At 65.8% G+C, this 26,966-nt stretch carries 26 protein-coding genes, 1 tRNA gene and 1 riboswitch; of the genes, 20 read left to right on the forward strand and 7 right to left on the reverse strand.

The window, feature by feature from the left end:
* Positions 1-161: 161 nt before the first annotated feature.
* The 8 genes from X739_RS163895 (at position 162) to X739_RS163860 (ending at position 10,032) form a co-directional block, all read left to right on the forward strand.
* Positions 162-1,361: a winged helix-turn-helix domain-containing protein gene (locus tag X739_RS163895; protein ID WP_023782633.1), complete on the forward strand. Its 1,200-nt coding sequence runs from the start codon at positions 162-164 to the stop codon at positions 1,359-1,361.
* Between the two features lie 29 nt (positions 1,362-1,390).
* A riboswitch (cobalamin riboswitch) is annotated at positions 1,391-1,597 on the forward strand.
* A gap of 37 nt (positions 1,598-1,634) precedes the next feature.
* Entirely contained in the window at positions 1,635-2,063 is a 429-nt protein-coding gene (locus X739_RS163890) for a DUF1636 family protein (RefSeq protein ID WP_023769778.1), read from the forward strand.
* Positions 2,064-2,065: 2 nt separating this feature from the next.
* Complete coding sequence (gene cobW, locus X739_RS163885; protein ID WP_023769777.1) at positions 2,066-3,103, forward strand: cobalamin biosynthesis protein CobW; 1,038 nt, start codon at positions 2,066-2,068, stop codon at positions 3,101-3,103.
* An 18-nt stretch (positions 3,104-3,121) separates the two neighbouring features.
* Positions 3,122-6,487: a cobaltochelatase subunit CobN gene (gene cobN / locus X739_RS163880; protein ID WP_023791956.1), complete on the forward strand. Its 3,366-nt coding sequence runs from the start codon at positions 3,122-3,124 to the stop codon at positions 6,485-6,487.
* Positions 6,484-7,881, forward strand: a complete 1,398-nt coding sequence (gene cobG, locus X739_RS163875; protein WP_023791959.1) for a precorrin-3B synthase — start codon at positions 6,484-6,486, stop codon at positions 7,879-7,881. Before cobN ends, cobG begins: the two co-directional genes overlap by 4 nt.
* A gap of 2 nt (positions 7,882-7,883) precedes the next feature.
* Positions 7,884-8,516 carry a precorrin-8X methylmutase gene (locus X739_RS163870; protein ID WP_023769775.1) on the forward strand — a complete coding sequence of 211 codons (633 nt, stop codon included), beginning with the start codon at positions 7,884-7,886 and terminating at the stop codon, positions 8,514-8,516.
* Positions 8,513-9,271, forward strand: coding sequence for a precorrin-2 C(20)-methyltransferase (locus tag X739_RS163865; protein ID WP_023769774.1), 759 nt, complete (start codon positions 8,513-8,515; stop codon positions 9,269-9,271). The genes X739_RS163870 and X739_RS163865 overlap by 4 nt, the downstream gene beginning before the upstream one ends.
* Positions 9,268-10,032 carry a precorrin-3B C(17)-methyltransferase gene (locus tag X739_RS163860; RefSeq protein ID WP_023769773.1) on the forward strand — a complete coding sequence of 255 codons (765 nt, stop codon included), beginning with the start codon at positions 9,268-9,270 and terminating at the stop codon, positions 10,030-10,032. The genes X739_RS163865 and X739_RS163860 overlap by 4 nt, the downstream gene beginning before the upstream one ends.
* On the opposite strand, the gene X739_RS163855 is transcribed toward X739_RS163860, so the two are convergent.
* Entirely contained in the window at positions 9,996-10,763 is a 768-nt protein-coding gene (locus X739_RS163855) for a cobalt-precorrin-6A reductase (protein WP_023769772.1), read from the reverse strand. The genes X739_RS163860 and X739_RS163855 overlap by 37 nt on opposite strands.
* Position 10,764: 1 nt before the next feature.
* Between X739_RS163855 and X739_RS163850 the strand changes: the two genes are divergently transcribed.
* From X739_RS163850 to cobT, 7 genes are read left to right on the forward strand one after another with little or no spacing between them, the layout of a single operon-like run.
* The gene (locus X739_RS163850; protein WP_023769771.1) at positions 10,765-12,006 is read left to right on the forward strand and encodes a bifunctional cobalt-precorrin-7 (C(5))-methyltransferase/cobalt-precorrin-6B (C(15))-methyltransferase; all 1,242 of its coding nucleotides are present in this window, start codon (positions 10,765-10,767) and stop codon (positions 12,004-12,006) included.
* A complete protein-coding gene (locus X739_RS163845) occupies positions 12,003-12,389 on the forward strand; it encodes a cobalamin biosynthesis protein (RefSeq protein WP_023769770.1) in 387 nt (128 codons plus the stop codon). The genes X739_RS163850 and X739_RS163845 overlap by 4 nt, the downstream gene beginning before the upstream one ends.
* A complete protein-coding gene (gene cobM / locus X739_RS163840; protein ID WP_023769769.1) occupies positions 12,386-13,150 on the forward strand; it encodes a precorrin-4 C(11)-methyltransferase in 765 nt (254 codons plus the stop codon). The genes X739_RS163845 and cobM overlap by 4 nt, the downstream gene beginning before the upstream one ends.
* Positions 13,147-13,965 (forward strand): uroporphyrinogen-III C-methyltransferase, encoded by an 819-nt coding sequence (gene cobA / locus X739_RS163835; RefSeq protein WP_023769768.1) that lies wholly within the window; start codon positions 13,147-13,149, stop codon positions 13,963-13,965. The genes cobM and cobA overlap by 4 nt, the downstream gene beginning before the upstream one ends.
* Positions 13,962-15,275 (forward strand): cobyrinate a,c-diamide synthase, encoded by a 1,314-nt coding sequence (locus X739_RS163830; RefSeq protein ID WP_023791967.1) that lies wholly within the window; start codon positions 13,962-13,964, stop codon positions 15,273-15,275. Before cobA ends, X739_RS163830 begins: the two co-directional genes overlap by 4 nt.
* A 4-nt stretch (positions 15,276-15,279) precedes the next feature.
* The gene (locus X739_RS163825) at positions 15,280-16,056 is read left to right on the forward strand and encodes an adenosylcobinamide-GDP ribazoletransferase (RefSeq protein ID WP_023791970.1); all 777 of its coding nucleotides are present in this window, start codon (positions 15,280-15,282) and stop codon (positions 16,054-16,056) included.
* Between the two features lie 48 nt (positions 16,057-16,104).
* Positions 16,105-17,115, forward strand: a complete 1,011-nt coding sequence (gene cobT, locus X739_RS163820) for a nicotinate-nucleotide--dimethylbenzimidazole phosphoribosyltransferase (protein ID WP_023782644.1) — start codon at positions 16,105-16,107, stop codon at positions 17,113-17,115.
* 502 nt (positions 17,116-17,617) lie between these two features.
* On the opposite strand, the gene X739_RS163815 is transcribed toward cobT, so the two are convergent.
* Both X739_RS163815 and X739_RS163810 read right to left on the reverse strand, forming a co-directional pair.
* Positions 17,618-17,693, reverse strand: a tRNA-Lys gene (locus X739_RS163815).
* A 106-nt stretch (positions 17,694-17,799) separates the two neighbouring features.
* On the reverse strand, positions 17,800-18,708 hold the full coding sequence (locus X739_RS163810; protein ID WP_023769765.1) for a PhzF family phenazine biosynthesis protein: 909 nt from the start codon (positions 18,706-18,708) through the stop codon (positions 17,800-17,802).
* Between the two features lie 100 nt (positions 18,709-18,808).
* Between X739_RS163810 and X739_RS163805 the strand changes: the two genes are divergently transcribed.
* From X739_RS163805 to X739_RS163790, 4 genes are all read left to right on the forward strand, one after another.
* Positions 18,809-20,095, forward strand: coding sequence for an efflux RND transporter periplasmic adaptor subunit (locus X739_RS163805; RefSeq protein ID WP_023791978.1), 1,287 nt, complete (start codon positions 18,809-18,811; stop codon positions 20,093-20,095).
* A gap of 4 nt (positions 20,096-20,099) precedes the next feature.
* A complete protein-coding gene (locus tag X739_RS163800) occupies positions 20,100-20,807 on the forward strand; it encodes an ABC transporter ATP-binding protein (protein WP_023791982.1) in 708 nt (235 codons plus the stop codon).
* Positions 20,804-22,021, forward strand: coding sequence for an ABC transporter permease (locus X739_RS163795; RefSeq protein WP_023791985.1), 1,218 nt, complete (start codon positions 20,804-20,806; stop codon positions 22,019-22,021). Before X739_RS163800 ends, X739_RS163795 begins: the two co-directional genes overlap by 4 nt.
* 129 nt (positions 22,022-22,150) lie before the next feature.
* Positions 22,151-22,390: a hypothetical protein gene (locus tag X739_RS163790; RefSeq protein ID WP_023769761.1), complete on the forward strand. Its 240-nt coding sequence runs from the start codon at positions 22,151-22,153 to the stop codon at positions 22,388-22,390.
* Here the strand turns inward: X739_RS163790 and X739_RS163785 are convergent.
* Both X739_RS163785 and X739_RS163780 read right to left on the reverse strand, forming a co-directional pair.
* Positions 22,387-23,103, reverse strand: a complete 717-nt coding sequence (locus X739_RS163785) for a hypothetical protein (RefSeq protein ID WP_023791989.1) — start codon at positions 23,101-23,103, stop codon at positions 22,387-22,389. The genes X739_RS163790 and X739_RS163785 overlap by 4 nt on opposite strands.
* 61 nt (positions 23,104-23,164) lie before the next feature.
* Positions 23,165-24,277, reverse strand: coding sequence for an endonuclease/exonuclease/phosphatase family protein (locus tag X739_RS163780; RefSeq protein WP_023769759.1), 1,113 nt, complete (start codon positions 24,275-24,277; stop codon positions 23,165-23,167).
* A 191-nt stretch (positions 24,278-24,468) separates the two neighbouring features.
* On the opposite strand from X739_RS163780, the gene X739_RS163775 reads away from it, so the two are divergent.
* Positions 24,469-25,050, forward strand: a complete 582-nt coding sequence (locus X739_RS163775; protein WP_023769758.1) for a BA14K family protein — start codon at positions 24,469-24,471, stop codon at positions 25,048-25,050.
* Between the two features lie 78 nt (positions 25,051-25,128).
* On the opposite strand, the gene ilvC is transcribed toward X739_RS163775, so the two are convergent.
* Together ilvC and X739_RS163765 are read right to left on the reverse strand one after the other, a co-directional pair.
* Positions 25,129-26,148, reverse strand: a complete 1,020-nt coding sequence (gene ilvC / locus X739_RS163770; protein ID WP_013531065.1) for a ketol-acid reductoisomerase — start codon at positions 26,146-26,148, stop codon at positions 25,129-25,131.
* 24 nt (positions 26,149-26,172) lie between these two features.
* Positions 26,173-26,826 (reverse strand): TetR/AcrR family transcriptional regulator, encoded by a 654-nt coding sequence (locus X739_RS163765; RefSeq protein ID WP_023769757.1) that lies wholly within the window; start codon positions 26,824-26,826, stop codon positions 26,173-26,175.
* Positions 26,827-26,966 lie beyond the last annotated feature (140 nt).

A 26,966-nucleotide genomic window follows, 5' to 3' on the forward strand; every position in this document is an offset into this window, starting at 1 on the left:
ACGGCATTCCGGGAGAAACTGGTCCCATCCGCTCCTGTTTGATTTCCTTCGCTTTAAACTCCACTTTTCTCTCCTGACACGGTTGCCGCCAAAACCCTGCTAGCATGGATGGGAATCACGCCCAGCAATGTGCCAGACAGGTCCATCAGAGACGCATCCGCATGAAGGAAAAGATCTCGCTTGCCGCCGCCCGGCGCATCGCGCTCGCCGCCCAGGGATTTCTCGATCCCCGCCCGGCCGGCACGCCGGACCGTCGCCATTTCGCCCGCGTTCTGTCCCGCACCGGCCTGTTGCAGATCGATTCCGTCAGTGCCGTGGTGCGCGCTCATTACATGCCGCTCTATTCGCGTCTCGGCCCCTATCCCCTCGCTTTGCTCGACAACGCCGCCGTGACGCGCAAGCGCACCGTCTTCGAATATTGGGCGCATGAAGCCTCGTTCCTGCCCGTCGAGACCTACCCGCTGATGCGCTGGCGCATGCAGCGCGCCGAGCAAGGCGATGAAATGTATCCGGGACTGGCCAAATGGGGCCGCGAGCACGCCGCCTATATAGAAGAGATCTACCGCGAGGTCGTCGCGCGCGGGCCGATCGCCGCTTCGGCGCTCGAAGGCCAGAAAGGCTCCGGCGGCTGGTGGGGTTGGAGCCACGCCAAGCACGCCTTCGAGTGGCTGTTCTGGGCCGGGCGCATTACCACCGCGCACCGACGCGGCTTCGAGCGCTTCTACGACCTCCCGGAGCGCGTGCTGCCGCAGCCGATCCTCGATCTGCCGGTACCGACGCCTGAGGACGCGCATCGCGAATTGCTGCGCATTTCCGCCCGTGCCCATGGCGTGGCGACTTCAGGCGACCTGCGCGACTATTTTCGACTCTCGCCGGCCGACATGAAAGGCCGGCTGGAGGAACTGGTCGAACTCGGCGACTTGCTGCCGGTCCGTGTCGAGGGCTGGGAAAAGCCGGCTTACCTTCACAAGGACGCCCGTATGCCGCGCAAGATCGAGGCCCGCGCCCTGCTGGCGCCGTTCGATCCGGTCGTCTTCGAGCGCTCGCGCTCAGAGCGGCTGTTCGACTTCCATTACCGCATCGAAATCTACACGCCGGCCGACAAGCGGCAATATGGCTACTATGTCCTGCCTTTCCTGCTCGGCGACAGGATTGTGGCGCGCATCGACCTCAAGGCCGACCGGCCGGCCAGTGTCCTGCGCGTCCATGCCGCCTACCCCGAGCCCGACGCACCGCCCGAAACCGCCGCCCAGCTCTTCGAGGAATTGAAGCAGATGCAGGGCTGGCTTGGCCTTGAGCGCATGGAAATAACCCCTGTCGGCGATCTCGGCCCGGCGCTGTCCGACATCGCGGTGTCGTAAGCTCGCGTTGACACCGCTGCCTGCAAGAGCCTAAATCCCATCCAGACGGTCTCCTCTCGGCAAAGGGAGGAGCCAAGAGGGAATGCGGTGCGGGATTGAAAATCCCAAATCCGCGGCTGTCCCCGCAACTGTGAGCGAAGAGCCAAGGCCGAAAGCCACTGGGATTGTCCCGGGAAGGCGGCTACCAAGGCGATGACCCGCGAGCCAGGAGACCTGCCGTCTGGAATGCAATAATCCGATCGCCTGGCGGGTTTTCCGGGCAAGGAGCCTGATTTGGATCGCGACAGCAGCTTTTCGGCTGAAACAACCGACATTTCGTCCGGCGGGGATGATTCCCTGGCCGGCATCACGGTCATTGTCTGCGCTTCCTGTCGCGACGAGACCGGCTCCGACGCCCGTCCCCGGGCCGGCGAACTTTTGGCTGAAGATACGCGCCAAGCCGCCTTGGCCGAGAAGATTCGCGTCCGCACGGTCGAATGCCTCGGCAATTGCAAGCGCCGGCTTAGCGCCGCGATCCTGCGCGACGGCTGCTGGAGCTATGTGTTCGGCGATCTGACCACGACCAGCGGCGCCGATCTCGTCACCGGCGCGAAACTCTTCGCCACCTCGAGCGACGGCCTCATTCCCTGGCGGGGCAGGCCCGATAGCCTCAAGCGCGGCCTCGTTGCCCGCATTCCACCCCTCGACATGCTGAAAGACTGATCATGACAACATCTCTGTCTCGCGTTCCCTGCACCGTCGTCACCGGCTTCCTCGGCGCCGGCAAGACGACGCTGGTCCGCCATCTCCTGGAAAACGCGGGCGGCAAGCGGATTGCCATCATCGTCAACGAGTTCGGCGACATCGGCATCGACGGCGAGATCCTCAAGGGCTGCGGCATCGACACCTGCCCAGAGGAAAACATCGTCGAACTGGCCAATGGCTGCATCTGCTGCACCGTGGCCGACGATTTCGTGCCGGCCCTCGACAAGATCCTGTCGCTGACGCCGAAGGTCGACCATATCCTGATCGAAACCTCGGGCCTCGCTCTGCCCAAGCCTCTGGTCCAAGCCTTCCAGTGGCCGACGGTGAAGAGCCGCGTGACCGTCGATGGCGTCATCGCCGTGGTCGACGGCCCCGCACTGGCGGAAGGCCGCGTCGCCAACGACATGGACGCCCTGCAGGCGCAGCGCGCGCAGGACGAGAGCCTCGACCATGACGATCCGGTCGAGGAAGTGTTCGAGGATCAGATCGCCTGCGCCGACCTGATCATCCTGTCGAAGAGCGACCTGATGGACGCCGCCGGCTCGGCTCGCGCCAAGGCCATCGTCAACGAACACTCCGCCCGCGCCGTGAAGATCGTGCCGACGTCCCATGGCAAGGTCGATCCCTCGGTGCTGCTCGGGCTCGGTCTCGCCGTCGAGGACGACATCGAGAACCGCAAGTCCCACCATGACGGCGCATTCGATCACGAGCATGACGACTTCGACACGTTCATCGTCGACATTCCCTCGATCGCCAATCCCGACGAGTTGGCAAAGCGCGTCGCCGCCGCCGCCGAACAGGAAAACGTGCTGCGCGTGAAAGGCTTCGTCGAGGTCGGCGGCAAGCCGATGCGGCTCCTGCTGCAGGCCGTCGGCCCGCGGGTCAATCATTACTACGACCGTGCCTGGACCGCCGGGGACGACCGCCGATCGCGCCTCGTCGTCATCGGCCCCAAGGGGCTGAACCGTCCTGCGATCGAACGTATCCTCGCCGGCTGATTTCCAGGCCGGGCCGCGATGCACATCCTCACGACGACCTCCGCCTCGCTCGACGACCTCGCCGAGCCTGTCGATCTCAGGCAGGCGCCGGCGGACATCGTGGCCCTATCCTTCACCGACAGCGATCTCGCCGGACTGGCTGCGGCGTGGAAGGCGGATGCCGGTCGCCTGCCCTCGATGCGGCTGGCCGCACTGCGCGACCTGCGCCATCCCATGTCCGTCGACCTCTGGATCGACACCGTCGCCCGCCACGCCAAAATCATCCTGGTGCGCATCCTCGGCGGCTACGAGTGGTGGCGCTATGGCTGCGACCAACTGGCGGTGATTGCCCGCGAACGCGGCATCAAACTGGCGCTGCTTCCCGGCGAAAGCCACGACGAGGATCTCAGGCTGGTCGAAGCCTCGACGCTGCCGCGTGCCGAACTGGACGGCCTGCTCGGCTATTTCCGCGAGGGCGGCCCGGCCAATATGAGCGCGCTGGTGCACAAGCTGGCAGGCCTGGCCGGACAGGATACGCCCGTCGCCAACCCGGTCAGCGTGCCGAAGGCCGGGTACTATCAGGCTGGATTGGGGGTCTCGGAGGAGCCGGCCGGTTCCAATAGCGACACTCCCATTATCCCGATTCTCTTCTACCGATCGATGCTGCTTGCCGCCGATGTCGCCCCGATCGACGCGCTGGCCGAGGCTTTGCGCTCCAGGGGATTGGCACCGGTCCCGATCTTCGTTTCCAGTCTGAAGGATCCGGCGTCGCTGGCATTCGTCGAAAATGCCATCGCATCGCTGAAACCCGCCGCGATCGTCACCGCGACCGCTTTCGCATCCGGCGCGGAACCCGGCGTCGAAACCCTGTTCGACCGCGCCGGCGTGCCCGTCTTCCAGGTCATCGTCGCCACCACGCGCCGCGACGTCTGGGAAAACAACCAGCGCGGCCTGGCGCCAGCCGACCTTGCCATGCATGTCGTGCTGCCCGAACTCGACGGCCGCATCCTCGCCGGCGCCATTTCCTTCAAGGCCGAGAGCGATATCGATCCGGCGCTTGGCCATCGCGCGTTGGCGAACCGGCCGGAACTGGACCGGGTGGAGCAAGTGGCCGGTCGAGTCTCGGCTTTCATCCGGCTGCGGGAGACGAAGCGGGACGAGCGCAAGCTCGCGATCCTCATCCCCGACTATCCCAGTGCACCTGGCCGCACAGGCTATGCGGTCGGGCTGGATGTGCCATCCAGCGTCCTGGCCATGCTGCACGACTTGAGCGAACAGGGCTATGCCGTTGAGGGGATTCCGCAAACGCCGCGTGAATTGTTGCAGATGCTGGAGCGGGGCAGTGATGGGCTGGGGTTGAATGACTATCTCGACTTCTCGAAAGAGTTGCCGACATCGGCGATTGCCGCGGTAAAGGCTGCGTGGGGCAGAGCGGAAAATGAGACCTCGCACACAACTTCGCTATCAGGCAAACACCACTTCCCCTTCCGCGCCGCGCATTTCGGCAATGTCACCGTGGCACTCGCCCCCGACCGGGGCCGCTCGGCCGATCGTCGCGCCGACTACCACGATCCGACCCTCCCCCCGCGCCATGCCTTGATCGCCTTTGGCCTGTGGCTGCGCAAATCGATCGGCACCCACGCTCTCATCCATGTCGGCGCCCACGGCACGCTGGAATGGCTGCCCGGCAAGACCGTCGCGCTGTCGCAAACCTGCTTTCCCGAGATCGTCACCGGCGCATTACCAGTCATTTATCCTTTCATCGTTTCCAACCCCGGCGAAGCCGCGCAGGCCAAACGGCGCATTGCCGCCGTCACCCTTGGCCATTTGCCGCCGCCGCTGGCAGGCGCCGGGCTGGACGAGGACCAGCACGAGCTCGAACGGCTGGTCGACGAATATGCCCAGGCCGACGGGCTCGACCGCCGTCGCCGGGACCGGCTCGCCAGGCTGATTGTCGAAACCGCGCAAAAGACCGGCCTTGCCTCCGAAGCCGGCGTCGCCAAGACCGACGCGCCCGACGAAGCGCTGCGCCGCATCGACGCCTGGCTCTGCGACCTCAAGGATTTCGCCATCAAGGACGGGCTGCACATCTACGGACGCGTCCCAAACGACGAACCAGACTCCATGCGCCGGCAAAGCGCGGGCACCGAGAAGGCCTCCCTGCTCGCCGCGCTCGATGGGCGTCACGTCAAGGCGGGTCCGGCCGGCGCACCCGCGCGCGGCCGCGGTGACGTGCTTCCAACCGGCCGCAACCTGTTCACCTCGGATCCGCGAACCATGCCGACGCCGATCGCATATGATCTTGGCAAAGCGGCGGCCGAAGAAGTGGTGCGCGGCTACATGCAGTCGCATGGCGACTGGCCGCGTTCGCTGGTGATCGATCTCTGGGGCTCGGCATCGCTGCGCACCGGCGGCGAGGAGATCGCGCAGGGCCTGGCCTTGATCGGCTGCCGACCGCAATGGGACACTGCCACCGGCCGCATCACCGGCATCGAGGTGCTGCCCCCGGCTGCGCTCGGCCGCCCGCGTGTCGACGTCACCTGGCGCATATCAGGTCTGTTCCGCGACATGTTCCCGACCCAGATCGCGCTGATCGACGCCGCCGCCAGCGCCGTTGCCGCGCGCGACGAGGACGATTCGGAGAACCCGCTCGCCGCCAAAACCCGCGCCGACGGCAAGGTCAGCCCACGGATCTTCGGCACTTCGCCCGGCACGTACGGCGCCGGCGTCGAGGACATGCTGTCGAGCGGCGACTGGACGGCGCGGGAAGAGATCGGCCGCGCCTATCTCGACGCGACCTCGCATGCTTATGGCGGTGCCGGCGGCGAAGGCGTCTCGGCACCTGGAGCGTTTGAAGGCCGCATCGCCGAGGCCGATCTTCTCGTCCACACCGGCGACGACCCCGGCCGCGACATTCTCGAAGGCTCCGCCGACGTCGCCTTCATCGGCGGCTTCTCGGCCGCCTTGGCCGCACTCGGCAGGAACGCCGACGTCATCGTGCTCGACACCACGGATCCGCGCAGGCCGAAACCGCGATCGGTCGGCGAGGCGGTGTCGCGCGTGGTACGCGCCCGTGCCCTCAATTCACGTTTCATATCGGGCCAGATGCGGCACGGCCCGCGCGGCGCCTCCGAATTCGCCGAAACCGTCGACCGGCTGGTCGGCTTCGCCGAGACCACCCATGCCATTTCAGGCGCGCTGATCGAGGCTGTGCACGATGCCTATCTTGGCGACGCGGACGTCCGCGCCTTCATCCTGCGCGAAAATCCCGCAGCCGCCAAAGTCATTGCCGAGCGCTTCCTGTCGGCGCGCCGGCGTGGTCTCTGGCATCCCGTGCGCAATTCCATCGACGACGATCTCGCCGCGCTGATCGCCGAGGCCAACGCGCTCGGGGTCGCGGCATGAAGGCCTTCTCGCGCCGTGGCGCCTGCCCTGCCTTGTCGGCGCCGATGCAGACAGGCGACGGCCTGCTGGTGCGGCTCAATCCGGTCGCCGGAGGCCCATCTTCCGGAGGCACATCTTCCGGAGGCCCGTCTTCCCGAGGGTTGTCGCCGAAGCTGTTGATCGCCCTTGCTGAGTCCGCCTCGCGGCACGGCAACGGCATCATGGAAGTGACGGCGCGCGGCAGCCTGCAGATCCGTGGCCTGACGACGGAAAGTGCCGCGTTGCTGGCAACGGAGGTCGATGCGCTGGGCATCGCGGTGCGCACCGGCTTACCGGTCGAGACCGGCCCGCTGGCGGGTATCGACCCACACGAGATCGCGGATCCCCGGCCAATGGCTGAGCGGATCACGGCGGCGATCGAAGGTGCAGGACTGGCGCCAAGGCTTGGGCCGAAGGTTTCGGTGGTCGTCGACGGCGGCGGGCAACTCACGCTGGATGCGGTGACGGCCGATGTCAGGTTGAAGGCGGTTGGGGTCAGCGCTGGCACTCTTTGGGCCATATCAGTTGCCGGTGACAGCCAAAGTGAGAAGCGACTTGCGACGGCTGACGAAGATGCGGCGCGCGACATTGCTGTCGCGGCGCTTCGGATGGTCGCCGAGAAAGGTCGGGACGCACACACACGGGATTTGTCGGAGCGGCAGTTGGCCTCTCTCGCAGGTTGGCACTCCACGCCGCCCCCCTCTGTCCTGCCGGAGATCGGCGGGACAGAGGAGGGCGCCGTGGAGCATAGTTGCCTGCCGGTTGGCCTCTTCGACTTGAACAACGGCCACGCCTTCGGCATCGGCCTCCCCTATGGCAGCATGCCGGCGGACAAGATCATCGGCCTCGCGCAAAGCTCCCTCGCCCTCGGCACGTCAGAAATCCGCCTCGCCCCCGGCCGCGCCTTGCTTTTCCTCGGTCAGCCGGCGAATGCGAATCAATCCCTTCACCACACCGCCGCCACCCTCGGCTTCGTCACCTCTCCCACCGACCCGCGCACGCGCATCGCGGCTTGCCCCGGCGCCCCGGCCTGCGCTTCCGGCCGGATCGCGACGCGCGACATCGCCGAGGCGATCGCCACCGAAAACGCCGACATCCTTGACTTCACGCTGCACGTCTCCGGCTGCGCCAAGGGCTGCGCCAATCCCGGCCCGGCAGCGCTCACAATAGTCGGCGGCGAAAATGGAGCCGGACTTGTCGTGAACGCGACGGCAAAGGCTCTTCCTGCCGGCTACAGGCCGGGCTATGACGCCGCGCGCGGCTTCAGCCGCGTCGCGGCGATGATCCGCGGTGCACGATATCAGGGCGAAACCGCCGCCGCTTGCCTGACAAGGCTTGGGACGGCTGGTCTTGCCCAGACGTATTTACAGGAATGAGCATGGCCGCCTACGACTATATTCACGACGGCACGGCGATCTACGAGCGTTCCTTCGCCATCATCCGCGCCGAGGCCGATCTCTCGCGCTTTTCCGAGGCCGAGGCGGATGTCGCCATCCGCATGATCCACGCCTGCGGCCAGGTCGAGGCGGTAAATCATTTCGTTTTCTCCCCCGACTTCGTCAGCGCCGCGCGCAAAGCCCTGGCGGCCGGCGCGCCGATCTTCTGCGACGCCGAAATGGTCTCGCATGGCGTCACGCGCGCCCGGCTGCCGGCCGGGAATGAGGTGATCTGCACGCTGCGCGACCCGCGCACGCACGACATCGCCAGGGAGATCGGGAACACCCGCTCGGCGGCCGCCATCGACCTGTGGAGCGAGCGCATGGCCGGTTCGGTGGTCGCCATCGGCAACGCGCCGACCGCGCTCTTTTATCTCCTGGAGAAGCTGCGCGACGGCGCGCCCAGGCCGGCCGCCATCATAGGCATGCCGGTCGGCTTCGTCGGCGCTGCCGAATCCAAGGACGCACTGGCCGAGAATTCCTATGGCGTGCCCTATGCCATTGTGCGCGGCAGGCTCGGCGGCAGCGCCATGACCGCCGCCGCACTCAATTCACTGGCGAGGCCGGGCTTGTGAACGCGCTCCCCAAAGGCCGTCTCGTCGGCGTCGGCACCGGTCCCGGCGACCCAGAATTGTTGACGCTGAAGGCCGCGCGGGTGCTGGCCGAGGCCGATGTCGTGGCGTATTTCGCCAAGCGCGGCAACAACAGCAATGCACGCGCCATCGTCGAGGCGCGCTTCCGGCCTGACATGCTGGAACTGCCGCTGCTCTATCCCGTGACCACCGAGATCGACAAGGATCACGACGACTACCGGTCGCAGATCACCGGCTTCTACGAGGAGTCGGCGGAACAGGTCGCCGAGCACCTCGACGCCGGCAGGTTGGTTGCCGTGCTGTCCGAGGGTGATCCGCTGTTCTACGGCTCCTACATGCACCTGCATGTCCGCCTTGCCCATCGTTTCCACACCGAGGTCATCCCGGGCATCACCGCAATGTCCGGCTGCTGGTCGCAGACCGGTGTGCCGATCGTCCAAGGCGACGACGTGCTGACCGTGCTGCCCGGCACGATGAGCGAGTTCGAGCTGACGCGCCGCCTCGCCGACACCGATGCCGCCGTCATCATGAAGGTCGGCCGCAACCTGCCCAAGATCAGGCGCGCGCTTGAGGCGACCGGCAAGCTGACGCGCGCCGTCTATGTCGAGCGCGGCACCATGGCCGGCAGCGTCTCGATGAAACTTGCCGATAAGCCGGACGACAAGGCGCCCTACTTCGCCATCGTGCTGGTTGCCGGCTGGTCCGGTCGGGCAAGCGCGGCTGGAGCCCAGATATGAGCGGCCGTCTCACCGTCATCGGCCTCGGGCCCGGCAATGCCGACCAGGTCACGCCGCAAGCCACCCACGCTATCGCCGAGGCAAAATTCTTCTATGGCTACAAGCCTTACCTCGACCGGCTCGAGCTGCGCCCGGACCAGATCCGTGTCGCTTCCGACAACCGCGAGGAACTCGCCCGCTCCAAGGATGCCCTGACCAAGGCTGCCGAGGGCCACGACGTTGCCGTGGTGTCCGGTGGCGACCCCGGCGTCTTTGCCATGGCCGCAGCGGTCTGCGAGGCCATCGAGGCCGGCCCGGCCGAATGGCGCACGGTCGATGTCGCCGTCGTGCCTGGCGTCACCGCCATGCTCGCGGTCGCCGCCCGCATCGGCGCGCCGCTTGGCCACGACTTCTGCGCCATTTCGCTGTCCGACAATCTGAAGCCTTGGGATCTGATCGAACTGCGCCTCCTGGCGGCAGCCGGCGCCGGCTTCGTCATCGCGCTCTACAATCCGATCAGCAAGGCGCGCCCCTGGCAGCTTGGCCGCGCCTTCGAATGCCTGGCCGCCATCCTGCCCGGAACGACGCCGGTGATCTTCGGCCGCGCCGCCGGCCGGCCGGATGAACGCATCGAGGTCTATCTGCTGGCCGATGTCGACGCCGAAAAGGCCGACATGGCGACCTGCATCATCATCGGTTCGCCGGAGACCCGGATCATCAAGCGCGGCGAAAAGCCGGCGCTGGTCTACACGCCGCGCTCGGCGTCGGGCTCGACAAAATGACGCACCATCCCGGCCAGCGCTTCGACGGTTTCAGCCGAAGGCACATCCGGCAGGACGGGCCTGCGAACCATCATCACCTCGATGCCGAGCCCCCTGGCAGCGGCAATCTTCCCGTATGTCGCCGCGCCGCCGCTGTTCTTCGACACCACGACATCGATACGATGCTTTTCGAGCAACACGCGCTCGTCGGTCTCGCCAAACGGCCCGCGCGCCAGCAGATAGTCGGCATCGGGCACAACCAGCTTCGGCTCGACCGGATCGACGCTGCGGATGAGGTAGTGGTGCTGGGGTGCGGCCTCGAAGACGGCGACCTCCTGCCGGCCAAGCGCCAGAAACACGCGGCGCGGCACATCGCCAAGCGCCCGCGCCGCCCCGGCAACGCCGTCGATCTCAAGCCAGCGGTCACCCTGGGCAGCTTCCCAGCCTGGACGCCGCAAGGCAAGGATCGGCACGCCGGTGGCGCGTGCTGCTTGCGCGGCATTGGCGGAGATACGCGCCGCGTAGGGATGCGTGGCGTCGATCAGCAGACCAGTGCCTGCCTCCCTGAGATAAGCGGCCAAACCGTCGGCACCGCCGAACCCACCACTTCGCACGGGCACGCCTTGCGCGACGGGGTTTCCCGTACGGCCGGCCAGCGACAGCGTGACCGAGCAATCGGCGCGCGCCGCCAGTTTTCCGGCCAGTTGCCGGGCTTCGGTGGTGCCGCCGAGGATCAGAATACGGTGGGTCATCATGCCTGCTGAGGGTCCCCGCGCCGCCAAGCCCAACCCGAGATGGCTCACAATCATCGGCATCGGCGAGGACGGTTTAGCGGGTCTCGGCGACGAGGCCAAGCGGCGGATCGCCGAGGCGGAGTTCATCTTCGGTGGCAAGCGGCACCTGGCGCTCGTCGCTTCCTTCGCCAAGGGCAAGCCGCGTCCCTGGCCGGTTCCTTTCGATGCAGGGATGACCGATGTCCTGGCGCTTGCCGGCAGGAACGTCTGCGTGCTCGCCTCCGGTGACCCGTTCTTCCACGGGGTCGGCGCCACCCTCGCCCGCAAGGTCAAGCCGCGCGAGATGAATGTCATATCAGCGCCGTCGGCGATGTCGCTGGCCGCGGCGCGGCTTGGCTGGGCCCTGCAGGATATCGAGACCATCTCACTGCACGGCCACCCGATCGACCTCATCCGCCCGCTGCTGCAGCCCAACGCCCGCATCCTGGCGCTGACATCCGATGGCTTTGCTCCGGCGGCAATTGCCCGGCTGCTCGCCGAGCTCGACTTCGGGGCTTCGCGCCTGACGGTGCTGGAGGCATTGGGCGGGCCGAAGGAGACATTGCGCTCGGCTCGCGCCGATGCCTTCGACCTCCAAAACATCAATCCGCTCAATGTCCTGGCCATCGAAATTGATTCGGCCACGCAGGCGCGTGTGCTGCCGCTCACATCCGGCCTCGCCGACCATCTGTTCGAGCATGACGGCCAGATCACCAAGCGCGAAATCCGCGCTATCACCCTGTCGGCGCTGGCGCCGAGGCGCGGCGAATTGCTGTGGGATGTCGGCGCCGGCTCGGGCTCGATCGGCATCGAATGGATGCTCGCCCACCCTTCGCTGCGCGCCATCGCCATCGAGGCCGACCCGGCTCGCGCCGCCCGCATCGCTCATAACGCCGTCGCCTGCGGCGTTCCCGGCCTCGTCATTGTGGAAGGCAGCGCGCCCAAGGTCCTGGCCAGACTGGAGACACCTGATGCCATCTTCATCGGCGGCGGCGGCAGCGACGCCGGCGTCTTGAATGCCGCCATCAGAGCCTTGCGCGCAGGCGGCCGTCTTGTCGCCAACGCGGTGACGTTGGAAATGGAAGCCCTGCTCCTCGCCCAGCACACAAAGCGCGGCGGCGACCTCACCCGCATCGGCATCTCCCGCGCTTCGCCGGTCGGCTCCATGCAGGCATGGCGGCCGGCCATGCCCGTCACGCAATGGAGTTGGGTGAAGCCATGATGGTCGCGGGCATCGGCAGCCGAAGGGGCGTCACCGTCGAGGACGTGCTCGCGGCGATAGAAACAGCGCTCGAAGCGCATGGCCTGCCGATGTCGGCTCTTTCGGCACTGGCCACCGCGGCGCTCAAGAAGGATGAACAAGCAATCGCCGCCGCTGGTCGCAAGCTGAACCTTCCCGTCATTATCGTTGATGACGCAGCCCTTCAGGCCGCCTCGCCGGGGACGCTAACCAGCTCCAGCCTCTCGCGGGAGCTGGCGGGCACACCATCCGTCTCGGAAGCCTCGGCCCTTGCCGTCGCCGGCAAAGGCGCGACCCTGCTCGGGTCCCGCACCGTGCTCGGTCCGGTCACCTGCGCCATCGCCATCAGCGGAGACGCGCCATGACCGTCCATTTCATCGGCGCCGGGCCAGGTGCGGCCGACCTCATCACGCTGCGTGGCGCAAGGCTCTTGGCGCGTTGCCCGGTCTGTCTCCACGCCGGCTCCATCGTCGCGCCGGAATTGCTGCAGCATTGCGCGCCGGGAACGAAGCTGATCGATACCGCGCCGATGTCGCTCGACGAAATCGAGGCTGAATATGTGGCCGCCGACATGGCCGGCCATGATGTTGCCCGCCTGCATTCCGGCGACCTGTCGGTGTGGAGTGCCGTCGCCGAGCAGATCCGCCGGCTGGAAAAGCATGGTATCCCCTACACGCTGACGCCGGGCGTCCCTTCCTTCGCGGCCGCCGCCGCCGCACTTCGCCGCGAGCTGACCATCCCCGAAGTCGCGCAAAGCCTGGTGCTGACCCGCGTGTCAGGACGTGCGTCGAAAATGCCGCCCGGCGAAACGCTGGCCGGTTTCGGCCGCACCGGCGCCACGCTGGCCATCCACCTTGCCATCCATGCCATCGACCGCGTCGTCGCCGAGCTGACGCCGCACTATGGTAGCGATTGCCCGGTGGCGATCGTCTTCCGCGCCTCCTGGCCGGACGAGCGCGTGCTGACCGGCACGCTGGAAACGATCGAGGCGCTACTGGCCGCCGATCCAATGGAGCGCACAGCGCTCATATTCGTCGGCCGTTCGCTGGCGGCACAAGATTTCGGCGAGAGTTCATTGTACGACGCCCATTACCAGCGGCGTTTTCGCGGACGGGACGGATTGTGAGCGCCAGCACTGGAAACAACGGCGAAAACGCCACGCTCGAACAGGCGCTGGCACGGCTGAACTTCAAGCCGCGTCCGCTGGAGCCGGGCCATGTCTGGCTGGCCGGCGCCGGTCCCGGCGATCCCGGCTGCCTGACGCTGGAGGTGCTGGCGGCACTGGCCGAGGCGGATGCGCTGGTCTACGACGCGCTGGTTTCGCCCGATGTGGTTGCTATTGCCGGAAGCGCCGAGCTTTTCTTCGCGGGAAAACGCGGCGGCCAGCCATCGATGAAGCAGGACGACATCACCGCTCTGCTGGTGCGGCTGGCGCGCGAAGGCCGCCGCGTCGTCAGGCTGAAAGGCGGCGATCCCTATATTTTTGGCCGTGGCGGCGAAGAGGCGCTGGCGCTGGCGCGTCAAAACATCCCTTTCCGGGTGCTGCCCGGCCTGACCTCAGGTCTCAGCGCGCTCGCCGCGACCGGCATTCCAGCCACCATGCGCGGCATCAACAAGGCTGTCATTCTGGCGACCGGCCACGCCGCCGGCACCGATGACGATCTCGACTGGGCGGCGATCGCCCGCACCGGCCAGCCGGTCGTCGTCTATATGGGCATGGCAAATCTGCCTCTCATAGCAGCCGCCCTGCTCGACGGCGGACTGGCGCCATCGACACCGGCGGCCATAATCGTCGCCGCGACGACGCCGCGGGAAAGGACCGTCATAGCCACGCTCGCCACCATTGCCGGGGCAGCGGCGGCGGCCGGGCTCGCCTCGCCGGCATTGATCGTCGTCGGCGGCATCGTCGCCATGCGCGCTGCACTGGCGGGCGGAGCATGACGGCCCGGGCGATCATCATCGGCGCGCCGCGCTCCGGTTCGGGCAAGACCAGCGTCACCATCGGCATCCTGCGCGCACTCACCCGGCGCGGCCTGAAAGTGCGCGGCGCCAAATCCGGCCCTGACTATATCGATCCAGGCTTCCACACCGCCGCCACCGGCCTGTCCGGCGTCAATCTCGACAGCTGGGCGATGTCGCCGTCGCTGCTCAATGCGCTGGCCGCACAAGCAGCCGACGACACCGATTTCGTCATCCTCGAAAGCGCCATGGGCCTGTTCGACGGCATCCCGGCCTCGCTTGGCCGCACCGGTTCGGCTGCCGATCTGGCCCGGCTTTACGGCCTGCCGGTGCTGCTGGTGCTCGACGTCTCCGGCCAGTCGACGACGGCTGCGGCCGTCGCCAAAGGTTTCGCCACTTACGACCCTGATGTGCGCATGGCCGGGGTCGTGCTCAACCGGCTGGGCAGCGAGCGCCATCGCAAGCTGTCCGGCGACGCCATCGAGGCGATCGGCCTGCCTGTCGTCGGCGCCATTTTACGCGACCCCTCGCTTAATTTGCCCGAACGCCATCTCGGTCTCGTCCAGGCCGGCGAATATGAAGACCTGATGGCGCACCTGGACCGGCTCGCCGACATGGCGGAAAAGTCGCTCGACCTCGACGCGGTGATGGCGCTGGCAACACCTCTCGTCCCGGCGGTCGGCGATTTCGCCGACGCGCTGCGGCCGCCTGGCCAACGCATCGCGCTTGCCGAGGATGCCGCCTTCACCTTCCTCTACCCGCACGTCGCCGCCTATTGGCGCAAGGCCGGCGCGGAAATCGTCCCGTTCTCGCCGCTCGCCGACGAGGCGCCGGACGGGGATTGCGACGTCTGCTGGCTGCCCGGCGGCTATCCCGAGCTTCATGCCGGCAAACTCACCGCCGCCGTGAATTTCCATGCGGGGATGGCACGTTTCGCCACGACAAAGCCGATCCATGGCGAATGCGGTGGCTTCATGGTGCTTGGTGAAGCGCTGGAGGATGCATCAGGCGAAACGCATCCCATGCTCGGCCTGCTCGGCCATTCCACCAGCTTCGCCAGGCGCAAGATGAACCTTGGCTACCGCGAGGCACGGCTGCGCGCCGACTGTCCGCTGGGTTCGCAGGGCGCGCTGATCCGAGGTCACGAATTCCACTATGCGCAGATGACGGCCACCGGCAATGACGAGCCTTTGGCCGATCTCGCCGATGGCCAGGGCAATCCGCTCGGCGCCTCCGGCTACCGGCGCGGCCATGTCAGCGGCACCTTTTTTCATGCCATTGCGAGGAGCTAGGGCGATGAAGCTCCCGAAAATCACCCTGTCGCCCCGGCAAGTCCTCGACGACATCGCGCTCTGCCTGGTTTTTTTCACCCGCCTGCCGCTGCCAGTGTTCGATTTTCGTGGCCGGGGCCTCGCCGCCGCGATCTGGGCCGCCCCGATTGCCGGCCTTGTCGTCGGCTTGATCGGCGCCATCGTCTTTGCCACGGCGGAACGGTTTGGCCTTGCCATTGGCCCGTCGGCCGCCCTTGCCCTTGTTGCAACCGTGGCTACCACGGGCTGCCTGCATGAGGATGGATTGTCGGACGTCGCCGACGGCTTCGGCGGCGGCAAGTCGCGCGGGCGCAAGCTCGAGATCATGCGCGACAGCCGCATCGGCGCTTATGGCGCCGTGGCGCTGGCGCTATCGCTGCTGATCCGCTGGAGCGCGCTGTCGCAAGTGGTCGAACCCACACAGGCCCTGTTTGCTCTCGTCGCGGCGCACGCAGCCTCGCGTGGCGTGCTCGGTGCCTGCATGCATCTTTTGCCGCCGGCGCGGTCCGACGGCCTGTCGGCTGGCGCCGGCACCGTTTCGCTCGAAACGGCAATAGCCGGAGCCGTGCTCGGCGCGATTCCGCTGCTCCTCCTCGGGCTTGGCGGCGCCATTGCCGCGCTCATCCTGCTCGGCCTGTTCTTTGCCGCCTTCCACGCCCTTTGCCTCAACCAGATCGAGGGCCAGACCGGCGACGCGGTTGGCGCCTTGCAACAGTTGAGCGAAATCGCGGTGCTGCTCGTCGCTTCCGTCGCGCTCTCTTGATCGCCTTGGCCTGATTCCCCTTGATTCCTTTCCGGAGACCTTCCCCCCATGCCCTTCAAATCCCTCGATGAATTGCGCGCCGCCTGCCTCGATCTGCCCGCCGGCAGCGATACCGCTGCAAAGGCCGTTGCAAACCGCCAGGACACGCTGACCAAACCGCAAGGCAGCCTCGGCAAGCTCGAAACGATCGCCGCCTGGCTGGCGCGCTGGCAAGGCCGCGACATGCCCAGGCTCGACCGGGTGAAAGTGTTCGTCTTCGCCGGCAACCACGGCGTCACCGCGCAGGGCGTGTCGGCCTACCCCTCCGAAGTCACCGTGCAGATGGTGGCGAATTTTGCCGGCGGCGGTGCCGCCATCAACCAGCTCGCCCGCATCGCCGGCGCCGAACTCGACGTCATCCCGCTCGATCTCGATCATCCAAGCGGCGATTTCACGCAAGTGGCGGCAATGGATGAGAAGGCCTTCCTCGCCGCTGTCTCGGCGGGCTATGACGCCATAACGAAAGACCTCGACCTGGTCTGCTTTGGCGAAATGGGCATCGGCAACACCACGCCGGCGGCCGCTATTTCGGCGGCGCTATTCGGCGGTGGGGCGGAAAAATGGACGGGGCGCGGCACCGGCGTCGACGATGCCGGCCTGAAGCGCAAGGTGGTCGCCATCGAAGCCGGCCTGAAGCGCCATGCCGCTGCCCTTGCCGACCCGTTGGGGATCGCTGCCAGCCTCGGCGGACGCGAACTCGCCGCCATCTTCGGCGCCACGCTCGCCGCCCGTCACCTCGGCATACCCGTGCTGCTCGACGGCTTCGTCTGCACCGCCGCCGCCGCGCCGCTGGCGAAGCTGCACCCAACTGGCCTCGCCCACACGATTGCTGCTCACGTCTCAGCCGAATCGGGCCACCGCGGCCTGCTCGAAGCGCTGGCCCTGCCGCCGCTGCTCGATCTCGGCATGCGGCTAGGCGAAGGTTCCGGTGCATGCCTCGCCGTCAACATCGTCCGCTCGGCGCTGGAGTGCCACGCTCGCATGGCGAGCTTTGCCGAGGCGGGCGTGTCTGAGAAATAGTCACCAGCGTCAACCGTGGATAAAAGCTTTTCCGGGCGGCGATCTTCCTTTTCTTGCAGTTATTCAGTAACTCTGGTGGATGAAAAACTTGATCCCCTCGCTGCTGCCGCCACTATCGCCGTGCTGCTTGCCGGTATATTTGGCGTAGCGGGTTTTCGGGTGACGGACCCGGAGACATCCTCCTTGTCCTCTTCCTCATATTGGTCCGGTGGCTCATCAGCGACTTTTCACGAGGAAAGGCCAGCGTTGATGCTGGTCGTCAGAACGCGGACAACGGCATTGGTTTCCGTTTCGGCAAGTTTCTGAATCGCGTTTTTCGGTCGCCGCAATCGCGGTCTTTGCCCAACTCGGCTGCCCCAACTCGGCTGCCCCAACTCGGCTGCAAAGTCCGACGGCTCGCCCCACAGGCGGCCCGGCTGCGAAGGCAGCCGAATAGTGACGAAACGAGCGCGGCGATTGAACCGGCTTATTCCAAGGTCTTTCCACCAAATCCAAGGATTTTTGGTGGGTGCGCACAGGATTGAACTGTGGACCCGCTGATTAAGAGTCAGCTGCTCTACCAACTGAGCTACGCACCCACTCGACCGGCAAAAACCGGCGTTGGCGGGCATATAGCCGCCGATACCGGTCCTGTCCAGCCCTGCTGGAATCATTTCCCGACAAATCGAGCGGGGCTCTCTCCAATCAGACGAAAAGCTTGCCTTCCGCCACCTTGATCGCATGCCCGCCAATGCGCGCGGACGCCAGTTTTCCGCCTTGCACTGTCAGTTCGAGGCGGATACGCGACGGCCGGCCCATCTCCAGTCCCTGTTCGATCCATAGCTGCGAAACCCCGTCCGTCGGGCCGTCGAAATGCATGATGGCGCCGGCGAAGGCCGCCGCCGCCGAACCGGTCGCCGGGTCCTCGTAGGAAGGCGTGCCGGGAACGATCATGCGGACATGGAAAGCGCTTTCGTGGTTCACCGTTTCGCGGCAATAGACGTACGGGCTGGCGAAGGCCCATTCGCTCTTGCGCGGCGCCAGTTCGGACCACGCCTGGTTGTCCAGCCGGATCCGGCCCGCCGCTTCGAGGTTGGCGACCGGAATGGTCACATAGGGCACGCCGGCCGACCAGAAGGCGACGCGGTGATTCTCGAAGCCGATCTCGTGCGGCGCCAGGCCAAGGGCAGCGCCGATCGCCTCCGGATCGGCCTCCAGCTTCAGCGGCTCCGGCAATTTCGCCAGGTCGAACTCGGCGAATGTGGCGTCATCGTGCGTGCTGACCGCGCAACGCACCGGGCCGATGTTCTCTTCAAGCACGAAGATGCCGGCGCCGCCCTCGCCCGCCAGTTCGGCTAGCGCGATGGCCGAGCCCACCGTCGGATGGCCGGCGAACGGCATTTCATAGTCGGGCGTGAAGATGCGGATGCGGTTGCGGTGCTTGGGATTGTCCGGCGGCAACACGAAAACCGATTCGGACAGGTTGAACTCGCGCGCGATGGCCTGCATCGCGGCCGTGTCCAGACCCTTGCAATCCAACACCACCGCCAGCGGGTTGCCGGCCAGTCGCTCGGTCGTAAACACATCGTAAAGCAAGTAATTCCGGGTTTGCATCCTTGCCTCAATCCCAACATGGGCGAAATTTAATTTGATATTCGAACCGGTAAGCCTGATCTGTGCACAGACAGGGACATACGCATCATAGGGGTCCGACGTGGACCAGATTGTCAATCTGCCAAAGGCGGAATCGGATTCCGCCATCGAGACGGCGCTTGGGCTAGACCAGACCGGTCGACGCAGGACGCGCCGGCGTGGCTGGCTCTATGCGTTGCTGACCCTTATCGTGCTTGCCGCCGGCCTTGGCCTCTATCTATGGTATGCGGGCACGCCGACCAGGACTGACTATACCACGGTGCCGGCCGCCAAGGCCGACCTCACCGTCCAGGTGTCGGCGACAGGCACGCTGCAGCCGCTCACCCAGGTCGACATATCAAGCCAGCTCTCAGGCATCATACGCTCGGTCGCCGTCAACGAGAACCAGCAGGTCAAGAAGGGCGACGTGCTTGCGGCCCTCGACACCGCCAAGCTGCAGGTCCAGATCGAACGCGCCGAAGCGTCCGCGAAGGGGGCGGCCGCCAATGTGGAGGACGCCAGGGTGACGCTCGCCGAGAACGAGAGTGCGCTTGTCCGCGCCGCGGCCCTGACCAAGCGCGGCATGGCAACCGACCAGTCGCTCGAGGCAGCGACCGCGGCGCGCGACCGTTCCAAGGCGGCGCTCGAAAGCGCCGAGGCCAATCTCGCCATCGCCAATGCCGATTTCAAGTCGCAGCAGACCGACCTTGCCAACAGCACCATCTACGCGCCGATCGACGGCATCGTGCTGACGCGTTCGGTCGACCCCGGCCAAACGGTCGCCTCCTCGCTGCAGGCGCCGGTCCTGTTCATCATCGCCGCCGATTTGAGGAACATGGAACTGGTAGCGGCGGTCGACGAAGCCGATATCGGCGCGGTCAAGTCGGGCCAGCATGCCCGCTTCACCGTCGACGCCTTCCCGGAGCGGCCGTTCGATGCCGAAATCCGCGACATCTCCTATGCCTCGGTCACCACGGACGGCGTCGTCACCTACAATGCGCGGCTCGAGGTCGACAACAATGAGCTTCTGCTGCGTCCCGGCATGACCGCCACCGTTTCTGTGGTCACGCGGGAAGCCAAGGGCGTGCTCACCGTGCCCTCGTCCGCTTTCCGCTATCGCCCGGCGCAGCAAGCGCCGCGCGGCTGGAGCCTAAGCGACCTGTTCACCGGCCGCATGGGCCGCGGCAATCGCCAGCGCCAGGCGGCGAAGGCCCCGACCGATGGGTCCCGTACGCTCTATGTGCTGGAGAACGGCCGCCCGCGCCCGGTCAACGTCAAGATCGGTTCGACCGATGGCGAACTGACCGAGATCACCTCCGGCCTGGAGGAAGGCGCGCAGATCATCACCGCTTCGCAGTCGCGGAGCTGAGCCAGTGGCCGCGGGCGCCCCCCTCATCACCTTCGACAAGGTTTGGAAAAGCTACGGCCAGGGCGAAGCCAAGGTGCATGCGCTGGCCGGAGTCGACCTTGCCATCCAGCGCGGTGAATTCGTCGCCATCATGGGACCATCGGGCTCCGGCAAGTCGACGGCGATGAACATCATCGGTTGCCTCGACACGCCGACGGCCGGGACCTATTCCTTCATGGGCGTCGATGCCGGCCGGCTCGACCGCAACCGCCGTGCCATGCTGCGCAACCTCTATGTCGGCTTCGTCTTCCAGGGCTACAATCTGCTGGCGCGCACCACCGCGGCCGAAAATGTCGAGCTGCCGCTGATCTATCGCGGCGTCGCCGCCCGCGAGCGCCGCGACCTTGCCATGCAGGCGCTGGCCGAGGTCGGCCTTGTCGGCCGGGAGCATCATACGCCGGCCGAATTGTCGGGCGGCCAACAGCAGCGCGTGGCGATCGCACGCGCCATCGTCACTAGGCCGACGCTGCTCGTCGCCGACGAGCCGACCGGCAATCTCGACACCGCACGCACGCACGAGATCATGGAGTTGCTGACGCGGCTCAACAAAGAGCTTGGCCTGACCGTCACCATGGTCACCCACGAAGCCGATGTCGCCGAATATGCCGAGCGCACCATCCGCTTCCTCGACGGCCATGTCGCCTCCGACACCATGAATATGGAGATGGCATGATCTGGGAAACCGTCCGCCTCTCGATGCGCTCGATCCGCCGCAACGTGCTGCGCTCGTTCCTGACCTTGCTCGGCATCGTCATCGGCGTCGCCGCCGTGATTGCCATGCTGACCATCGGCTCCGGCACCACGCAAAAGGTTAAGTCCGACATTTCCAAGCTCGGCAGCAATCTGCTGGTCGTCCGAGCCGGGCGCCCGGCCGGCCCCGGCGGTCCGGGCGGGCTCGACCAGGCGGTGCGGCCGCTGGCGGAAAAGGATCTGGCGGCGCTGGTTGCGCATCTCACCGGCGCCCGCGCCATCTCGCCGGCCGCGCAAAAGCAGGTGCGCGTCCTCTTCGGCACCGAGAGCCTGACCTCTGGCGTCACCGGCACCGACAGCGCCTATCTCGACGCACGCGACTGGAAACTGGTGTCCGGCCGCCCCTTCAGCGATTCCGAAACCCGCTCGGGAACCGGCGTCTGCCTGATCGGCGAGACGGTGCGCCAGCAGTTCTTCGGCGCCGGCGATCCCGAGGGTGAGATCATCCGCGTCAACCGCACCTCCTGCAGGATCATCGGCCTGCTCGAGCCGAAAGGCTACACCGGCTTCGGCCAGGACCAGGACAATGTCGTGTTGATGCCGCTCGCCGCCTATCAGCGCCGCATCGCCGGCAATCGCGACATCGACAACATCTACATCGCCGCCGACGACCGCACGCCGACCAGCGAGTTGCAGCCGCGCGTCGAGGATATCCTGCGCGATGCGCGCCGTATCACGCCCGACCGCGAGAGCGATTTCGGCATCCGCGACATGACCCAGATCGCCGACGCCATGGCCAGCGCCACCACCACCATGACCGGCATGCTGGGCGCGGTCGCCGGCGTCAGCCTGCTGGTCGGCGGCATCGGCATCATGAACATCATGCTGGTGTCGGTCACCGAGCGCACGCGCGAGATCGGCATCCGGCTCGCCATCGGCGCGCACGAAAAGCACATCCTCATCCAGTTCCTGGTCGAGGCGACGGTGCTGTCGCTGCTTGGCGGCATCATCGGCATCCTGATTGGGCTGGCGCTGGCCGGCCTTGCCTCGGTGACGCTCACGATACCTTTCGCGCCAAGCCCGGCCGTCATTCTGCTTGCCGTCGGCTTCTCGGCGCTGATCGGCATGGTGTTCGGCTTCTTCCCGGCGCTGCGCGGCGCCAGGCTCGATCCTATCGACGCCTTGCGGCACGAATAGCGGCCGAGCCACTCCGCCGCGATCAACAGCTTTCCCCAAGCTTGCACGCTTGCCTGCACCGGCACCGACAGCACTGTCGCGCGCCGGTCGACGATGCTAAGGCAAGACATTTCCAGTCGAGGGACATGTATGAGCAAGAAGGCACGTCTAACCCTGGTGATGGTGATCATCGAGGCCGCCCTTGCAGGCATATGGTGGTACCTCGCCCGCTACGGCATGGCCAATCCCGATCGGGTCACATCGGATTTCCAGGCGGTCGTCGGCCAGACGATGGGCATGGCGATGGGTGGGCTACTGGGCATCGGTTTCATCTTGTTTTTCGTCGCCGCCCGCAACGACAGCAAGGCAGCGCAAGACAAGATGCGTTAGCCCTCGCGCGCGAAATGCCACTCGATCAGCGGCTTCATGTGCGGCGACAGGCCGTCCGGCAGGTCGCCGGCATGGCGGATGATCACCGGCCCCTCGATCTCCGGGTTGGCTTCGGTGGCGACGAAGGCCGAGATTCGTCGCGCGATCTCATCGGCGGGCGCGTCGACATGATAGCGGCGGAAGATGACGGTGCCGCTTGCCGTCGACAGGGCGTGCCAGCGCACACCACGCCTGGCGTTCGACAGGTTTAGGCCGGTCTCCTCGCGCACCTCCCGCATCATGTTGAAATCGACATCGACGAGACCGTCGCGGAAATCGATCGGCTCGAAGGAACCGGCGGCGAAATAGACCCGGCCGGCATTGACGGTTCGCGGTCCCATGCGGATCGCCACCAGCGCGTTGTCGCCGGCCACCAGCACGGCATGGGCATAGGCGTGTTCGGCGCCGGAATTCTCGCGCCGCTTCCGCCATAGCATGAAGGTCGAGTAGTTGACCGCATGGCAGCGGCCGATGAGGCTGCGGTCGCGATAGGCAAGTTCGGAAAGCAGCACCACAGTGCCGTCGAACAGCGCCGGATTGGCCTCGATCTCACTCTGCCAGTTCTCGGCAATCGCCGCCAGATTGTCGACAACGAAGGGATGCGGTGCCGCATCGAGACGGACGTCGATGGCGTCGACAGGCAGGATGACATTGCGTGGCAGGTCGAAGCTCATGCGTATCAGGCCCCGATCCTGCCCATCAGGCCCATGCTCCTCATCAGGCCCATACTCGTCATCAAGCGATGTCCAGCGTGATCGCCACCGGGCAGTGATCCGAAGCCTTGGGCCGATCCCAGCCGGCGCGCGGGAAGCGCTCGACTTCCTGCCCCGCGGGAAAGATCGTGCGCCAGGGCTGGCCGTTGCGGATGATGTCGGGAACGGCGGTGGCGTTCTTCGCCGCCAGCCCCTTTGACAGCAGGATATAGTCGAGCTGGCACAGATGCCGCTCTTGCGGCCCGCGTGTGTGATAGAAGGTCCAGCGGTTCATTTCCGGCCGCCGCTCGACCACATTTTCACAGAAGCCGCCCGCCGTCAGCACATTGACGCAGGACAGGTTCTCGTCGACCACCTCGAAACGGTAGCCGTCGACCTCATCGCCGGCGACCTTCACCCGCTGGCGGTAATCGTTCATGTCGCCGCAGATCGCCCAGCGCTTGTCGGCCGCGTGTTCCGCCCCGAAACGCTCCTCGATGATGCGCCGCACGGCCTTCGCCTCCGCGACGCGGACCGGCATCGTCGCCTCGCGTCCGTCGAGCCCGTTGCGGGGCGAGCCCATGGACTTGAAATGCACGAGATAGAGCGTCAACGGCACGCCGCCCACCGTGATGTCGACCTCCAGGCAGTCGCGCCGGAAGATGCGTTCATTGGGCTGGTTGCCGAGGGCCGCCAGCTCCGGCGTATGCAACCCGAACTGCTCGTAGGTGACATAGGCGTGGCTGGTCATGCGCACGAATTCGATCGGCTGTCCCTGCGCGGTCTCGTTGCGCATCATCACCGCGACATCGATGCCGCGCGAATCATTGCCCGACGTGGTGTATTTCTGGCGGTAGCCCTGCCCCACCATCTTGAACAGATAGCCGTACTCGAAGGCCTTCAAGGCCTCGATGTTGTCGACCTCCTGCATGCAGATGATGTCGGCACGGGCGGCGGCAATCGCCAACGCCGTCAGCTGCCGCGTGTCGTCGGATTGCGCGATGGCGCGCGCCTGTTCCAGCATCTTGTACTCGGCCTCGCTCTGGATATCGAAGAGCGCCAGCGTGCGATCCTCGTTGAGCTGGTTGCGAAAGCCGGAAAAATCGAACCTGTTCATCAGGTTCTCGACATTGAAGGTGGCAAGGCGCAGCGACATGCGCTGACCTTTGCCTGCAAGAGCGGCGGAAGACAAGATCGCGCGGGACCACAAGCAGGGATCCCTTGGTCCTGATGGCCTTCGCGCTGTGGTTGACGGAACCTTTCCGTTCATCCGCCGTTCAGACGCAAAGGTCCACGGTAAGCCCATTCCCAGGGTAGGCGTGGGGCCTGTTCTCTTGGAGAAGTGCAATGAACGCGCTCTTTTCTTCCACTGTCAAATCCGGGCTGATAGCGCTCGGTATTGTCTCCGGCATCACGGCGCCATCCGCTGCCGGGCCGATTCTGCAGCCGGATGTGTCGATCCCGGCCAGCACCTCCGCGCCGACGGTCACCCCGGTCCGCGAGGGCTGGGCTGGCGGCAACAACGGCGGCGATTGGAGATGGCGCCGGTCAGGCAATTGGAACGGCCGCCACTGGAATGGCGCAGATAACTGGAGCGGCCGCCACTGGAACGGTGGTGGCAACTGGAACGGCGGCGACAACTGGCGCTGGCGCCATGGCCGCCATCATTATCGTGGCGGGCGCTACTATGATGATGGCGCTGCCGCGGTCCTCGGTCTCGGCCTGGGGCTCGGCCTCGGCAGCATGTACAACAACTACAACAACTACGATTACTATGCGCCGGCGCCGCGCCGCTATTATCGCGCCGGCCGGCTGTCGAACGCCCATGTGCAATGGTGCTACAACCGCTACCGCTCGTATCGCGCCTACGACAACACGTTCCAACCCTATAACGGCCCGCGCCAGCAGTGCTGGTCGCCCTATAGCTGAGCTGCCTGCGGCTGATACCAGAAATGAAAACGGCGCCACGTGGCGCCGTTTTCATTATTGATCGCGAAGCGCGAATCCTCAGTTCTTGGCCTTGTCGACCAACTTGTTCTTGGAAATCCACGGCATCATGGCGCGCAGCTTGGCGCCGACTTCCTCGATCTGGTGGCTGTCGTTGTTGCGGCGGATGCCCTTGAAGCGCGACATGCCGGCGCGGTATTCCTGCATCCATTCCGAGGTGAACTTTCCCGTCTGGATGTCCTTCAGCACGCGCTTCATCTCGGCTTTGGTCTCGGCGGTGATGATGCGCGGACCCGACACATATTCGCCCCACTCGGCGGTGTTCGAGATCGAGTAGTTCATGTTGGCGATGCCGCCTTCATAGATCAGGTCGACGATCAGCTTGACCTCGTGCAGGCACTCGAAATAGGCCATTTCGGGCGCGTAGCCCGCTTCCACCAGCGTCTCGAAGCCGGCGCGGATCAGTTCGACCAGGCCGCCGCACAGCACGACCTGTTCGCCGAACAGGTCGGTCTCGCATTCCTCGCGGAAATTGGTCTCGATGATCCCCGAACGGCCGCCGCCGACGCCGCAGGCATAGGACAGCGCGAGATCGAGCGCGTTGCCTGAGGCGTCCTGATTGACGGCGACCAGGCACGGCACGCCGCCGCCCTTCTGGTATTCGCCGCGCACCGTGTGGCCCGGGCCCTTCGGCGCGATCATGACGACATCGACGGTCGACTTCGGCTCGATGAGGCCGAAATGCACGTTGAGGCCATGCGCGAAGGCGATCGCGGCGCCGTCGCGGATGTTCGGCGCGATCTCGTTCTTGTAGATGTCGGCCTGCAATTCGTCGGGCGTCGCCATCATCATCAGGTCGGCCCATTTGGCGGCGTCGGCGACGCTCATCACCTTGAGCCCGTCGGCCTCGACCTTCTTGGCGGTCGCCGAGCCGGCCTTGAGACCGATTGCGATCTCCTTGGCGCCGGAATCCTTGAGGTTGAGCGCATGCGCCCTGCCCTGGCTGCCATAGCCGATGATGGCAACCTTCTTGCCCTTGATCAGGTTGAGATCGGCATCACGATCGTAATAGACACGCATTTTACTTCCTTCCCGTTTTGAAGATCAAAAGCCTTGAGGCCCGTTTTTTGCTCCGAAAAGAGCGAGAAACTGATGCGTCGCGCGGATGGCATCGCCGCCGATCGCCGCCTCAGTCAATTCCAGCCGGTCGCCGAGCAGCAGGCGGATCTGCACATCCCGGCCAACCAGCCCGAAAAAGGTACGGAAGGCCGTCTCGGCATCCGCAAATTCAAGCAGCCCGGCCTGCCGGCCGGCTTCCAGCACTGGCTTCAGCCGCTTGGCCAGTGCAAAGCGCCCATTCTCCAGCACGACGGCGCCGAGATTGTCCTTCCCCGAACCGGCATGGCCGACCGCCACCCTATTGAGCGCGATCGACGTATCGCTGGAGATCACCTTCAACCAGTCGGAGGCAAAGCGCTCCAGGCCCGCCGTGAGCGAGGCAAGGTCAAGCCCCTTGCCGTCGACCGAAGCCACCCGCACTTTCGAGGCCTGCCACTGCACGGTCGCCGTCAAGAGCCCGTCGCGGTCGCCGAACCATTTGTAGAGCGTTTCCTTGGAACAGCTCGCGCGGCGCGCCACGGCGGTCATGGTCAGATGATCGCCCTCCTCGACCAGCAGCCGCAAAGCCGCATCCAGAACGGCCTGCTGCCGCTCCGTCAGCGCCTCGCTGTTGTCGATGTCGGGCACGTCTTGCAACACGCTCTTCCCTCGGCAGGACAAAGCAGGGCGTGAATTCGACCTGCCGTACCGTACGTTACGGTTCGGCATATTGCGCAATCCGGTGAGCAGCGCAAGGGCAAAGAAGCAAAATCCGCCGATGTTCCGCGCAGCCGCGCAAT

Origin of the sequence: Mesorhizobium sp. LNHC209A00 (assembly GCF_000502915.1) — a bacterium.
GTDB lineage: Bacteria > Pseudomonadota > Alphaproteobacteria > Rhizobiales > Rhizobiaceae > Mesorhizobium.

What these genes read in the sequence shown, in the direction of transcription:
- X739_RS163895 (WP_023782633.1), top strand. Translation starts at nt 162, where the DNA reads ATGAAGGAAAAGATCTCGCTTGCCGCCGCCCGGCGCATCGCGCTCGCC.
- cobW (WP_023769777.1), top strand. Translation starts at nt 2,066, where the DNA reads ATGACAACATCTCTGTCTCGCGTTCCCTGCACCGTCGTCACCGGCTTC.
- cobN (WP_023791956.1), top strand. Translation starts at nt 3,122, where the DNA reads ATGCACATCCTCACGACGACCTCCGCCTCGCTCGACGACCTCGCCGAG.
- cobG (WP_023791959.1), top strand. Translation starts at nt 6,484, where the DNA reads ATGAAGGCCTTCTCGCGCCGTGGCGCCTGCCCTGCCTTGTCGGCGCCG.
- X739_RS163870 (WP_023769775.1), top strand. Translation starts at nt 7,884, where the DNA reads ATGGCCGCCTACGACTATATTCACGACGGCACGGCGATCTACGAGCGT.
- X739_RS163860 (WP_023769773.1), top strand. Translation starts at nt 9,268, where the DNA reads ATGAGCGGCCGTCTCACCGTCATCGGCCTCGGGCCCGGCAATGCCGAC.
- X739_RS163855 (WP_023769772.1), bottom strand. Translation starts at nt 10,763, where the DNA reads ATGACCCACCGTATTCTGATCCTCGGCGGCACCACCGAAGCCCGGCAA.
- X739_RS163850 (WP_023769771.1), top strand. Translation starts at nt 10,765, where the DNA reads ATGCCTGCTGAGGGTCCCCGCGCCGCCAAGCCCAACCCGAGATGGCTC.
- X739_RS163845 (WP_023769770.1), top strand. Translation starts at nt 12,003, where the DNA reads ATGATGGTCGCGGGCATCGGCAGCCGAAGGGGCGTCACCGTCGAGGAC.
- cobM (WP_023769769.1), top strand. Translation starts at nt 12,386, where the DNA reads ATGACCGTCCATTTCATCGGCGCCGGGCCAGGTGCGGCCGACCTCATC.
- X739_RS163830 (WP_023791967.1), top strand. Translation starts at nt 13,962, where the DNA reads ATGACGGCCCGGGCGATCATCATCGGCGCGCCGCGCTCCGGTTCGGGC.
- X739_RS163825 (WP_023791970.1), top strand. Translation starts at nt 15,280, where the DNA reads ATGAAGCTCCCGAAAATCACCCTGTCGCCCCGGCAAGTCCTCGACGAC.
- cobT (WP_023782644.1), top strand. Translation starts at nt 16,105, where the DNA reads ATGCCCTTCAAATCCCTCGATGAATTGCGCGCCGCCTGCCTCGATCTG.
- X739_RS163810 (WP_023769765.1), bottom strand. Translation starts at nt 18,708, where the DNA reads ATGCAAACCCGGAATTACTTGCTTTACGATGTGTTTACGACCGAGCGA.
- X739_RS163795 (WP_023791985.1), top strand. Translation starts at nt 20,804, where the DNA reads ATGATCTGGGAAACCGTCCGCCTCTCGATGCGCTCGATCCGCCGCAAC.
- X739_RS163790 (WP_023769761.1), top strand. Translation starts at nt 22,151, where the DNA reads ATGAGCAAGAAGGCACGTCTAACCCTGGTGATGGTGATCATCGAGGCC.
- X739_RS163785 (WP_023791989.1), bottom strand. Translation starts at nt 23,103, where the DNA reads ATGAGCTTCGACCTGCCACGCAATGTCATCCTGCCTGTCGACGCCATC.
- X739_RS163780 (WP_023769759.1), bottom strand. Translation starts at nt 24,277, where the DNA reads ATGTCGCTGCGCCTTGCCACCTTCAATGTCGAGAACCTGATGAACAGG.
- X739_RS163775 (WP_023769758.1), top strand. Translation starts at nt 24,469, where the DNA reads ATGAACGCGCTCTTTTCTTCCACTGTCAAATCCGGGCTGATAGCGCTC.
- ilvC (WP_013531065.1), bottom strand. Translation starts at nt 26,148, where the DNA reads ATGCGTGTCTATTACGATCGTGATGCCGATCTCAACCTGATCAAGGGC.